Origin of the sequence: Psychrobacter sp. ANT_H59 (assembly GCF_008369225.1) — a bacterium.
Lineage (GTDB): Bacteria > Pseudomonadota > Gammaproteobacteria > Pseudomonadales > Moraxellaceae > Psychrobacter > Psychrobacter cryohalolentis.
Genome location: NZ_VOBE01000006.1, coordinates 45,361 through 58,385 on the forward strand (window position 1 = coordinate 45,361; position 13,025 = coordinate 58,385).

Annotated in this window: 11 protein-coding genes; 6 read left to right on the top strand and 5 right to left on the bottom strand. The window is 42.8% G+C overall.

The genetic code is table 11. The annotated features are described in order from the left end of the window. Window positions 1–59 precede the first annotated feature (59 nt). Window positions 60–935, top strand: coding sequence for a mechanosensitive ion channel family protein (locus FQ083_RS10410; protein ID WP_011512940.1), 876 nt, complete (start codon window positions 60–62; stop codon window positions 933–935). Here the strand turns inward: FQ083_RS10410 and ybeY are convergent. Together ybeY and FQ083_RS10420 are read right to left on the bottom strand one after the other, a co-directional pair. Then, complete coding sequence (gene ybeY / locus FQ083_RS10415; RefSeq protein ID WP_149409794.1) at window positions 932–1,540, bottom strand: rRNA maturation RNase YbeY; 609 nt, start codon at window positions 1,538–1,540, stop codon at window positions 932–934. The two genes, FQ083_RS10410 and ybeY, sit on opposite strands and share 4 nt — an antisense overlap. A gap of 96 nt (window positions 1,541–1,636) precedes the next feature. Continuing rightward, entirely contained in the window at window positions 1,637–2,722 is a 1,086-nt protein-coding gene (locus tag FQ083_RS10420; protein WP_149409872.1) for a PhoH family protein, read from the bottom strand. A 680-nt stretch (window positions 2,723–3,402) separates the two neighbouring features. Between FQ083_RS10420 and FQ083_RS10425 the strand changes: the two genes are divergently transcribed. The 4 genes from FQ083_RS10425 to FQ083_RS10440 all read left to right on the top strand — a co-directional run bounded on the left by FQ083_RS10425 (window position 3,403) and on the right by FQ083_RS10440 (window position 7,417). Further along, the gene (locus FQ083_RS10425) at window positions 3,403–4,704 is read left to right on the top strand and encodes a UbiH/UbiF/VisC/COQ6 family ubiquinone biosynthesis hydroxylase (RefSeq protein WP_262881108.1); all 1,302 of its coding nucleotides are present in this window, start codon (window positions 3,403–3,405) and stop codon (window positions 4,702–4,704) included. 101 nt (window positions 4,705–4,805) lie between these two features. Next, window positions 4,806–6,083: an FAD-dependent monooxygenase gene (locus FQ083_RS10430; RefSeq protein ID WP_149409796.1), complete on the top strand. Its 1,278-nt coding sequence runs from the start codon at window positions 4,806–4,808 to the stop codon at window positions 6,081–6,083. A gap of 27 nt (window positions 6,084–6,110) precedes the next feature. Further along, window positions 6,111–6,695 (top strand): OmpA family protein, encoded by a 585-nt coding sequence (locus tag FQ083_RS10435; protein WP_149409797.1) that lies wholly within the window; start codon window positions 6,111–6,113, stop codon window positions 6,693–6,695. A gap of 74 nt (window positions 6,696–6,769) precedes the next feature. Continuing rightward, window positions 6,770–7,417 carry an OmpA family protein gene (locus FQ083_RS10440; RefSeq protein WP_188004105.1) on the top strand — a complete coding sequence of 216 codons (648 nt, stop codon included), beginning with the start codon at window positions 6,770–6,772 and terminating at the stop codon, window positions 7,415–7,417. Between the two features lie 29 nt (window positions 7,418–7,446). Here FQ083_RS10440 and FQ083_RS10445 read toward each other — a convergent pair whose 3' ends face one another. The 3 genes from FQ083_RS10445 to nadA form a co-directional block, all read right to left on the bottom strand. After that, entirely contained in the window at window positions 7,447–8,358 is a 912-nt protein-coding gene (locus tag FQ083_RS10445; protein ID WP_149409799.1) for a lysine exporter LysO family protein, read from the bottom strand. 207 nt (window positions 8,359–8,565) lie between these two features. Further along, entirely contained in the window at window positions 8,566–10,461 is a 1,896-nt protein-coding gene (nadB, locus tag FQ083_RS10450; RefSeq protein WP_149409800.1) for an L-aspartate oxidase, read from the bottom strand. Window position 10,462: 1 nt separating this feature from the next. Next, a complete protein-coding gene (gene nadA / locus FQ083_RS10455; RefSeq protein WP_149409801.1) occupies window positions 10,463–11,602 on the bottom strand; it encodes a quinolinate synthase NadA in 1,140 nt (379 codons plus the stop codon). Window positions 11,603–11,875: 273 nt separating this feature from the next. Between nadA and FQ083_RS10460 the strand changes: the two genes are divergently transcribed. After that, complete coding sequence (locus tag FQ083_RS10460) at window positions 11,876–12,967, top strand: NUDIX hydrolase (protein ID WP_149409802.1); 1,092 nt, start codon at window positions 11,876–11,878, stop codon at window positions 12,965–12,967. Window positions 12,968–13,025: the final 58 nt, after the last annotated feature.

A 13,025-nucleotide genomic window follows, 5' to 3' on the forward strand; every position in this document is an offset into this window, starting at 1 on the left:
TCAACGTATTAACTAAAACAGTAAATGGATAACACCCAGATATAGAGTAAAGAGTTTATATGGAATTTTTAGGTTTTACCCTTGATGTTGCCACTTTAACCAATAACGCTTTGAGCATTGCTGCCAAAGTGGCATTAGCGCTGCTAATATTTATGATAGGGCGCTGGCTTGCCAAAAAAGCTGTCACATTTGCTCATGGTATGATGTTGCGTAGTCGTTTAGATGAGACGGTCGCTAGCTTTTTAGGTCGCTTAATTTACGGTGTGCTATTGGTTGTGGTCGTTTTGGCTGCCTTGAGTAAAGTTGGCGTGCAGACCACATCGGTCGTGGCTATCTTGGGCGGTGCAGCGGTTGCGATTGGTTTATCACTGAAAGATCAGCTCTCTAATTTTGCAGCGGGCATTATGATTGTCACCTTTCGCCCCTTTGTGCGCGGCGATTATGTGCAGATAAGCAGTTATACGGGCACTGTGACAGAGATTACCTTGGTCAATACGCATCTAACAACGATTAACAATCATGATGTCATCATTCCTAATAGTGATATCACCACTTCAGCGGTTGTTAATTATACCGCACTGCCCAATCGCCGCGTCGATATCACCGTTGGTATTGGTTATGATGCTGATATCAAAACTGCCAAAGATGTTATGCTAAATTTGGCAATCAGTAATCCGAAGGCGTTTACTGATCCTGCACCGGTTATCCGCGTCACTAACTTGGGCGATAACTCCGTTGATTTAACTTTAAACGTTTGGACGACTAATGACGACTGGTGGTCAATGCAGTGCGATCTATTGGAACAGTTTAAATATGCGCTAGACGATAACAAGATTGATATTCCGTTCCCGCAGCGTAATGTCCATGTTAAAGGGCTTGACCAGATGATTAATCAGATGGACCAAGCACAAAAACTACTAACGAAAAAAGATTAGTGATAAGGGTTTAGGATATTGAGCCCTGCCAAAATTTCAATCTCAAAGCGCTCCATCTCATCTTGCTCGGCTTGCCCGAGCTCATGATCGAAACCGAGTAAATGCAGTATGCCATGAATTAATAAGTGGCTAATATGCTGTACAGCCTCTTTGTTTTGCTCTGCTGCTTCACGTGTCATCACCGCATGGCAAATGATTAGCTCTCCAAGCGGTAGCGTTGGCATCAGTCCAATAATTGCTGCTGGCAGGTCGCTTGGATAAGAGAGGATATTGGTTGCATAATCCTTTTGACGGGCTTCTAAATTCAGCTCGCGACCTTCGACTTCATCAGTAATATAAATATCGAGCACCTTAATCTTCTTTTGCCATTGCTCAGCATCGATATCGTCAAAGTATGGCAGTATCAGACCACCTTTTACCTGCTCATCAATATAGTTAAGTGTCGCCGCCATTACAGACAGCATCTGCTCCCGACTGTAAAAACTATCAAGTGTCTGGTCATCGATAAGCTCACTGGCACTGATATCAAGCGCGTCTAAGCTATTGTTCTCATTAGAATTATCATCAATATTGTTGCTAGCATCACTATTGCTGTCTTGGCTCATACCCTAATCCTTCTTTATATCAATTAAAAAATATCTAACAGTAAAAAACCGGATATAAAATCCGGTTTCTTTCCAATATAGGCCTATCAAGATAGATTAGAGTTTGGCTGCTGCATCAGCAACTATCTGTTTGCGCTCTTGCTCTTTCATACGTTCAAACTTACGCTTTTCCTGCAAGGCAAACTGCTCGTCATCATAGACATCATAAGCTTCAACGATTTTCTGTACCAATTGATGGCGTACAACGTCTTTTGAATCAAATTTAGTGATATGAATCTCTTCAATACCACTTAAGATTTCCATCGCTTGTGCCAAGCCTGACTTGCTGCCACGTGGCAAATCTACCTGTGTGATGTCACCGGTAATGACCGCGCGCGAACCAAAACCTAAGCGCGTCAAAAACATCTTCATCTGCTCAGGCGTGGTATTTTGTGCTTCATCCAAAATGACAAACGAGTTATTTAAAGTACGACCACGCATATAGGCAAGCGGGGCAATTTCAATGATTTGCTTTTCAATCATTTTACCGACTTTCTCAAACCCAATCATTTCATATAGCGCATCGTATAAAGGACGCAAGTATGGATCGATTTTTTGCGTTAAATCACCTGGTAAAAAGCCCAGTTTTTCGCCAGCCTCTACCGCAGGACGTACGAGCAAAATACGCTCAATCTCATTGCGCTCAATCATATCAACTGCACAAGCAACCGCGAGATAGGTTTTACCGGTACCGGCAGGTCCAATCCCAAACGACACATCAGACGATAGAATATCTCTGACATAGCGTTGTTGATTGCCGCCACGTGGAATGATTTTGCCATTACGGGTACGCAAGCTGATAGGCGTAAATTCACTTGGGGCGTCTAAGTCTTCATCATTATCCTCTAGCTGTGCTGCATCTTCTTCAATATCTTCATCGCGCGCGAGGCTTGATTGAATGATGAGATGCAATTCTTCGGCACTGATGTCTTTGGTGTTTTGCGCTTCATCGACCATTTTATAAATAATACGTTCGCCGCGCTCAACACCCAATATGTCGCCACTTAGACAGAAGTCGCCTTGGCGTTGGCTGATTTTAATATCGAGGCGTTGTTGAATATATTTCATGTGATTGTTGTATTCGCCAAGCACGGTTTTGAGCTGTGCTGGGGTCAAGGATTCAAATTTTATACGGCGGCTCATGGAGTCAGTCAAGCGATTATCCTTGTGTTGGTTGCCCGCTGCTATGGTTATTGCTTCTATGCTGCATAGTCAGACGAACTTCAGAGATAAAATAGTTAGTCGTGCTTTATGTTCTTTGGTTTATAGCTTTTAGCGTACGGCTTTTAGATAATAGAAAATGACGGCAAAGTAGCTGTTAGTTTAATGAATAGTAAGTTTGATGAATAATAAATAAATTTCCTGCCTTCATTATGGTAGATAGAATTTAAATTTCAAGCTATATAGATGTATGCATGGCTCTGTTTTTGTATGGCGATTGCAACGATCGATAAAAGTATTCAGCAGTCACACTGAAAGAATTTTTTATAGCTGCTACAGATGCCGTCAAGACCACAGAATAATAGGCAATTTGTGGTAATCTATTGTTTAGGCGATAACGCTATAGTCAGTTTTAAATGAAAGAAATACAAACATTATAACGTGCTACTGGTATTAATTTTTCTTGCTTGCTGTACCTAGGCAGACAGAGGCTGCGAATAATTAATTCCAGTAGCACTGTATTCTTTTAAAGGTGCATCTACTATATTAGAAATTTTTTAATATGTTCAAAGAACAATAGATTTTTCAATAAAATAAAATTTTGAGTGAATAATAATCACGTATAAATGCGTGCTAAATCGGCAATGATAGGAATAATAATGATGCAAACTACTGAAGAAAATCTGTCAAAATCTAACAATATTAAACACACTGCTATGACTGAGCAGCAGGTACTTATCGCTGGTGGCGGTCATGTCGGTTTGTCGTTTGCGTTGCTACTAGCAAACCATGGTATCGCCAGTACATTGCTCGAGAAGAACAGCTATCCAACCATCAGCCCAAATGATGATAGCAATCGCAGCCACTATTTAGACAGCCGTAATACGGCATTGTCACGACGTACGGTACAGATTTATCAAGAGATCGGGCTGTGGGATGAACTACAAAGCCATGCCTGCCGTATCGATGCTGTACAGATTAGTGAACAAGGTAGCTTTGGACGCGCGCAACTCAATAAAAAGGATGAACAAGTTGAGTCGTTTGGACAAGTGATGGAAAATGCGTGGCTTGGGCGTAAGTTGCTCCTTGCTGCTCAGCAAGAGCCACTGATTACGCTCATTGATAATGCAAATGTAATAGCCGTTGACCAGAAAAGTGACAGCGTAACCCTAAGTTTTAGCTACTATGGTGAAGAAGAGCATGAGCAGCAATTGCAGGGTAGTGTGTTGGTCGCCTGTGATGGGCGCGACTCTACCGTGCGTCAGTTATTAGATATCGGTACGACTACTTATGATTATAAGCAAACGGCTATCGTCGGCGTGGTAGAAACGGACAAACCACATGAGCATAATGCGATTGAGCGTTTTAGCCCAGCAGGACCACTAGCGGTATTGCCATTGACTGATCCAGAAGGCGACGGTAATAACGAATATCAGACTGGCTATAGACGTTCAGTCGTTTGGGTTTGCCGAACCGGAGAAGAGACGCAATACTTAGAGGATGACGCGCATTTCTTAGCGACTTTGCAGCAAGCTTTTGGTCAGCGTGCAGGCACGTTTAAAACTGCTGGTCGCCGTGGTGCATATCCATTGACACGGGTGCTGGCAGATAAACAAGTGGATGGTCGCTGCGTTATCATGGGTAATGCAGCGCACACCCTGCATCCAGTAGCAGGACAAGGTTTCAACCTATGTATGCGTGACGCTCATGTACTGGCACAAATGATGAGTGCGCAAGTACTAAAAGGCGAAGACATCGGTAATCCTACATTACTAAAGCGTTATGAGAAAGCCCGTCAAACTGACCAAAAACGTGTCATTCGTTTTTGTGATGCGGTAGTGCATGGTTTTACGCATCCAAATCCGGCGGTGAAATTGGCACGTAATGTTGCCTTGGTTGCCTTTGATAAATTGCCCAATATTAAACCTTTAATTGCCAATTATGCGATGGGTCTAAAGTCTTAGTATTGATAAGCCATTAAAAAAATTCAAAATCCAAAAATCTAACTGCTGCTAATTATTAAAATATCAGCGGATAATTCAAGTAGCGACACAAAGGATATTTTATGAAAAATAACCATACGCTGATTATCGGCGGCGGTATCGTCGGTGCAACGCTTGCACTAAAACTGGCACAAGACAATAAGCTGGTGACACTCATTGATGCGCGCCCAAAGCGTGACAAGGAAGATTGGCAGCAAATACTGGGTCAACGTGATGCACGTGTTTATGCGCTGAGTCTTGCCAGTATTGAATTATTGAAAGAGGTTGGCGCTTGGCAAAAGATAGCAGCGTCAAGTCGCACAGCCGATTACTCACAAATGCAAGTCTGGCAACTAAACGGTAGAGGCGAGCTACTGTTCGGCGATAGTACTAATAATAGTAATGACACTAATCAAAATTCCGAGCCGAAAATGCTTGGTAGTATGGTTGAGCCCGCAGTTATCGAATATGCATTATGGCAGCGTTTATCTGCTACCGATTTAAAGCAATATCTAACGGTTATCGATGGGCAGAAGGTCGTTGATATGGACTGGCTAGGTGCAACGCAAGGCTACCGCGTGACTTTGGATAACGATACCGTGATTGACGCGAATTTATTGGTTGGTGCTGATGGTCGCGGTTCATTCGTGCGCAAGCAAGCAGGTATTGCGCTTGATATTCTTGATTATAATCAAACCGCGATCTGTTGTGCGATTCAAACTGAAAAGCCACATCAAGCAACCGCCCGCCAAGCCATGCTGCCGACTGGTACATTGGCATTATTGCCGCTCGCTGATATCACTGATGAAGACAAAGCCAATCCACAGCATTGGCAGTCGATTGTATGGACATTACCACGTAATCAAGCATTGGCATTGATAGAAGAACACCCGCGCTATATCGCTGATAAATTGGCTGCTGCCAGTCATTATGAACTTGGTGCTATCCATAAAATTGAATCAATCGCCAGCTTTCCATTAGCGGCGCAGCAAGCAAAGACTTATGTTGCGGATAATTTAGTATTGATCGGTGATGCGGCGCATGGTGTGCATCCGCTTGCTGGGCAAGGGCTCAATCTGGGGATGCTCGATGTAAAAGCATTAAGCAAACAATTGGCGCATGATTATAACCGTAGTGGCGGGACGCTTTGGGGTACCAATCAAACCTTGCGTAGCTATGAGCGCTTGCGTCGTCCGCATAACAGTCTGATGATGCACAGCTTTTCGGCGCTTAACTGGCTGTTCGCTGGCTCGCTGGCTCAATTGCGTCCTATCCAACAACTTCGTAATGAAGGTATGTATCGGGTTAGTAAAATCAAGCCATTGATGCGGCTATTTGCTAAGCAGGCGAGTGGAGTTTAGGGTTTTAGACTTAAGGAAGAGTAGAGTATGAACGTTAAATTATGGACAATAGCGCCGATGATGATAGGCGCTTTAGCACTGACAGGTTGTCAAACGGCTGATTTGCCTAAGCAAACAAGCCAAACTATCAATATGCCAACGGTTGCGGTTAATTTGGATAGTGACGGCGATGGCGTTCCTAATAAGTTAGATCAGTGCCCGAATACGCCAGAAAACGTAGTAGTAGATGACAAAGGCTGTCCGCATTCCTTACTTTTTGGTGAAAACGAATTTATGATGGAAGCTAGAGCCTACTATGACGAAAATAGTAGTGAGATAAAAAGTGAGTATTATGAACAGCTAGATAACGCAGGCAAAAAAATGCAAGATCATTTGGACGCTGTCATGCATATCGAAGGGCATATATCCAAGCGTGAAGACAATAATGCCAATCAAACACTATCAAGATACCGGGTGGAAGGGATTAAAAATTATATGACCATGACATATAATATTGATCCTGATCGTATTAATACCTTTTACTATGGATCAGAGCGTCCAATTGCGACAAATAATGCCGAAAATAATTGGCTCAACCAGCGTATTTATGCGCTTATTAGCAATGTTGAGTAATATATTGAGCGTTTCAAAAAATCGAAAATGATGGCAAATAAAGCTGTAAGTGATTCTTAATGAAGAGAATAACAATGACAAATAGAAACTACAGAAATTTATTGCTATTAGCATTATCTATAACGCTAGCTGGCTGTCAGACTACCGAAATTGTACCGTCAAAAACCACACATCAATATGAAAATATCAGGACGATGCAAGCAGAGATTGATTCAGATGGCGACGGTGTTTCGGACAAATTGGATTATTGCCCAAATACACCTCCAAACGTTATGATAGATGAAAACGGCTGCCCACCTTCATTAGAAATTACTGACAAGAATTTCATAAAAGGAGAAGTTAGAGCCTATTATGATGAAAATAGCAGTGAGATAAAAAGTGAGTATTTTGAAGAGTTAGATAGAGTAGGTGCGCTAATGCAAAAGCGCTTAGATATAGTGATAGTTATTGAGGCTCATATAAGTGCACGTGAAGAAAAGAGAGGTTATCAAACCCTTGCCAGCAATCGTGCCGAAAGATTTAAAAACTTTTTGATTTCTAAATATCGAGTCAATTGTAATCGCATTAAAACTTATGGTTATGGGGCAGAGCAACCTGTTGCTTCTTCTGATATTGAAGAAACTGACCGATACAACCGTCGCCTATATGCAGTGTTCATTGACACCAAAAATAATGTTGAAAACTTCAATAATAGTAATGGAGAAAGCTGTCAGTTATTTTGAATGTAGTGACTTATGAAAGTTGTAAGCAATCACCTCAAAGACGAAAACAATACCATTAGCACGGGCGCGACAATATTAATAATAAAACCAAAGCTAATCGCCAATGGCACCACTTTTAGACCGCCCGATTGCTGAATGATTGGCAAAGTAAAGTCTAAACTGGTCGCACCGCCAAGTCCAACCGATGCAGACGGATATTTACGCATAAAAACGGGGATAAATATCAACGCAAAGAACTCACGTATCAAGTCATTAAATAACGCTACACTGCCCCAAATCGCCCCATAAGCATCAGTCATCACAATCGCAGATAGCGAATACCAGCCAAATCCTGACGCTAGTGCCAAGCCCTTCGTCCAAGAGACATCGCTAAACATCAGCGCAAAGATAAGCCCGCCAACCAATACCGATATCGTAAAGATAATACTCATCTCGACACCGCGTTTATTAAGCAGCACTTCTTTTAGAGTAATACCCGAGCCTTTTAGTCCAATACCAACCAGCAAGATTAGTATCATTAGCATGACCGTCATAGTGTTTTCAGGCGGTATATAGTTGGCTGGCAAGAAATAACCGATCACAAAACCTATTACTACACAAATGACTTGGGTAAGGCTACCGCGAATACTGACGCGATGCTCTTTAGATTTAACACTGGGTTTTTTGGCATGCCACGGGCGCAAACGGTCAAACAGCATTAGCCCAAATAATCCAGTTCCGATTGTCAGTATCGATAATATCGTGACATACAGTGCGATTTCACCTACCTGACTGCCAAGTCCTTCGACTTGCGCCAGCTCAATACCAATCAAGCCTAAAATAATAAAGACCAAATAAGACAAGCCTTTATCGGCAACTTTGGTCAGGGCTGCATTGGAGGGAATGGCAAAGCCAATAAACATTGGCATTAAAACCAAGACAAGGGTAACTAAGCTTTGCATGGTAAAGGGCTCGCGGCATTTTTAAAAGGCGTTTTAACAAATTGTTTTTAGGAAGGATTTTTTAAGAAGTTGAGGATTGTAACATATCAGAGTAATAATACTGACATGAGCAGACAAAATTCATTGAATTGCTGCTGGTCAAAGCTTTTTTTATGAGCTTCTCTATATGCTAGACCAGCAGTGCCGCATTGATTGAATATAAAGCCACTATACTGCTTGTTCGGATTGGACAGATTTATGATGTTTCTGAATTTCTGAAATGGGATTATTGATACCAATTATTGGGCGAATAGCTTGATTTGATAATGGCTCAATCACACTAATGCGCGCAGTGGCTGCTAGGTTGGGATAGTCTTTACGATAGTGTCCGCCACGACTTTCAAGGCGCTGCCAAGCAGACTGAACGATTAAAGTCGCTAATTGTAACTGTCTTGCTAATTGAAAGTGTGCAAGTTTATCAGTGGTCATAGCGTCGTCTGAAGCATTTATATTGGGCTGACTTAACTCAGATTTTTCAAGCCACTGTTGCCATTGCTGTATCTGTATCAATATTTGCTCTAATGATTCGGCAGTGCGAGTAATACCCATATATGAGGTCATTAAAAATTTTAATTCTGTAATGATTTTGCTAGCCTGATTATTAGTATCTATATTGCTATCAGTGTCCTTGTAATCAGCTGAAGTCAATGGACGTGTAATAAAAGAAGAGAGCGTAATGGCTTGAATATCTTTGAGTGTTGGTGGTGTCCAAATGGTAGATGTTGGTAAATATGAGCGCTCATAAATGGCAGCAGTATCTAAATTCTCTAATGTTTTTAAATAGCGAGGCAAGTTAGCGGCGATATTACGCCCAACCACCACGCATTCCAATAATGAATTACTTGCCAAGCGATTTGCCCCATGTAAGCCTGTATAAGCGACTTCACCAGCGGCATAAAGACCTTCTACATCGGTTACGCCATTAGCATCAGTGATCACGCCGCCACAGCTATAATGGGCGGTTGGGGCAACCGGAATTGGCTCTTTAGTTATATCAATATCAAGTGCTAATAGTGTCTGATAAATCTGAGGGAAATGCTCTTGCAAAAATTCCGCTGGTAAGTGACTGACGTCAAGATGAACGTAGCCAAGTCCATTCTTATTAATCTGCTCAGCGATGGCACGGGCGACGATATCTCGCGGTGCTAACTCTGCACGTGCGTCAATCTCTAGCATAAAGCGTGTGCCAGTTTTTGGACAATATAAGCGTCCACCTTCACCGCGTAAAGCTTCAGAAATCAAAAAACTGCTATCTCCTAGTGCTAGACCAGTCGGATGAAATTGGATGAATTCTAAATTTGCCAAACGGCAGCCTGCTTGCCATGCCATCATAACGCCATCACCGACACAGACGTTGGGCGCGCTGGCTCGTTGAAATAATTGCCCTAAACCGCCGCTGGCCAGTACAACTGCGCGACTATGAAAGGTAAGTTTGCACTGATTAACATGATCAAAAGCTTGTGCACCTTGGCATCGGTTATCACTGTTGTCAGTTAATAAATACAGTGCTTCATGGTAGGGCAAGATAGTGATATTGGACGCGGCTTGCACTTTTATAGTCAAGGCCTCCATGATATGTCGACCCGTTGCATCATCAGCATGAGCAACACGTCTACAACCATGACCGCCTTCTTTGGTCAGATGTAAGTGAGAGAGGTCAAAACTCGCCTTTATATAATTTTTTGATTCTGGCTGGGGAATCTGAGTAAAAGGTACGCCTTGTTCGCATAGCCATTGAACCGCTTGTTGTCCAGCGTTTAGGATACTGGCAGTATTATCCGCTGCACATAATCCTGCACCAGCGATTAGTGTATCAGCGATATGGTCAGCAACCGAATCATTTTTGTCCAAGCTTGCGGCGATACCGCCTTGGGCATAATGGCTTGAGCAAACTTCCAGTGCAGCTTTACTTAATATGGTAATGCTTAGCGACTCTGGTAAAGCAAGCGCGGTGCTTAATCCTGCAAGCCCAGCACCAACGATAAGCACATCTGTTTTTACAACACCATCGTATTTCTGATGCGCATTACAGTTATCTTTGCCATTTAACCAGTTCGCGCTCATATTATGCTGCTCCAACATTCGCAAACAATGCACGGTCTTGGACGATATCGCCGCTTGCTGCTACCCGCTGTTTTTGTGACTCAGCAAAATCAAGCATGCGTTGTAGTGGTTTTCTAGCTGCGGCTGCCAGCTCAGCCGTCATTAATACTTCACCGCTATTATTAATCAAGCATTGCTCGATACCTTGTAGACCATTCATCGCCATCCATGGACAAAAAGCACAGCTTTTACAACTGGCGCTTTCGCCCGCAGTCGGTGCAGCCAAAAAGCGCTTGTTTGGCGAGCGCTTTTGCATCTCATGCAAGATACCCAAGTCAGTTGCGACGATAAAAGTATCAGCATCCATCTCATAGGTGGATTGCAATAGCTTACTAGTGGAACCAACTACATCGGCAAGCGCCACGACACTATCTGGAGATTCAGGATGTACCAAGACTTTTGCTGTCGGATGTTCAGCTTTTAATTGTTCAAGCTCAGTGGCTTTAAATTCGTTATGTACCATACAAGAGCCTTGCCAGAGCAGCATATCTGCCCCAGTCTCACGGGCAATGTATTTACCTAAGTGTCTATCCGGACCCCAAATGATAGGCTCGCCTTGTTCTTGCAAATGTCGAATGATATCGATACCAACTGACGAAGTTACTACCCAATCAGCCCGTGCTTTTACTGCCGCACTGGTATTGGCGTAGACCACTACGGTACGCTCAGGATACGCATCACAAAAGGCAGAAAATTCATCGGCAGGGCAGCCCAAATCAAGCGAGCATTCTGCTTCTAAGTCTGGCATCAGTACTGTTTTTTCCATACTGAGTATCTTTGCCGACTCACCCATAAAGCGTACACCTGCAACTACCAGTGTTTGTGCACTATGCGCCTGACCAAAACGCGCCATTTCAAGTGAATCACCAACACAACCGCCGGTTGCCAATGCCAAATCCTGAATAAAAGGGTCGACATAATAATGCGCCACTAAGACGGCGTTATGCGCTTTTAATAACTGCTTAATATTTTCTTCAACTTGCAGTCGCTCACTACGCGGCAAGTCTGCGGGCATTTTTGCTTTGGCATATTCGATATTCATTTGCGTGGCAATGCGATTATCGGCACTCATAATCGGTGCGTCATACGGATACGTTTTCATAAGTGCAAACCTTTCATGCAATAACGACACGTCAATTGCCGTTAAAAGTGGGTCAAGTAAATAGCGCTAAAAAATATACTGGTTTAATTATGCTCATTTTGAGCATAAACACAAGAAATTTTTTATACGTTTATTATTTATGCAGGACTCATTTTGTATAATTACAACCACAAGCTATGATAAGCATCGATTCAAGCTATACTTAGCATGTGGTCAATGGCTTATCATTTGAGCTGTATTTTATAATTAAAATAAAAGGTAATCATTAACGTCATGACGTTGTCTTATTCACATGCTCATCAACAAGGTAGCGGCACGACCGAAGTCGTCGCAGTGCTGGTTGCGATTACCGAGCACACGGCGCGCGTTTTAACCGTTGATCAAGGCAAGCTATTGCCCAATGGTCCCCTCATGCCATTACATCGCTCGTTGCAAGCAGGTGTGCGCCAATGGGTTGAAGAGCAAACGCAGCAGCCACTTGGTTATTTGGAACAGCTATATACCTTTGTCGATACCAATAGACGCAATGATGATGGTCATGCGCTGGTTTACGTCAGCTATTTGGGTTTGGTGCAAGAGACGCAAACACAGCTACAAAGCCAAGCATTATGGCGTGATTGGTATGATTATTTCCCATGGGAAAATCACTTAGATGGTATGCCAGCTATCATTATGGACTATATCGTACCGGCATTATTACGTTGGGCAGATGCTGCAAAAAAGGTGGAGATTCAGCAGCGCCGGCATCAGCGTATTGGTCTGTGTTGGGGCGTCAGTGAGACGATTCTAAATAATTGCTCTAAAAATAAAAGCGCGCATTCAAATGCAGAGAGCAACGATCAGCTGATAAATGACAAAGAATACGAGAATAGGGAATGGATTGCAGAACATGTCCTTCTGCGTTATGAGATGTTGTATGAAGCAGGTCTTATTGCAGAAGCACCAACTTATCCACCAAGCTATTTAGCTAATGTTCAACCTGACAGTGCTGAATCTAACAAGACGTTTAAATTGCCTAGCAACTGGTCACAGCTTATAGGGTCACCGATGTACTATGACCATCGCAGGGTGATTGCGACGGCTATTTCAAGACTACGCGCAAAAATTGAATATCGACCGCTCATTTTTGGCTTAATGCCAGATAAATTCACCTTGTCGCAGTTGCAGCAGAGTGTAGAAGCACTATCGGGTGTACGCTTACATAAGCAAAACTTCCGCCGGCTGCTAGAATCGCAAAATCTTGTGCTAGAAACAGGGCAGAGTAGTAGCGCCCAGCGTGGTCGTCCCGCTAAACTTTATCGTTTTCGCCATGATATTGAATTGCAAAGTTTGCTGATGGATAGCAAATTGCCAAAACGTAAATAGTCGCCCAATCGTTATCAGCCTCTATCATTGCCAAACCCAATAAATTTATCGAAAATTT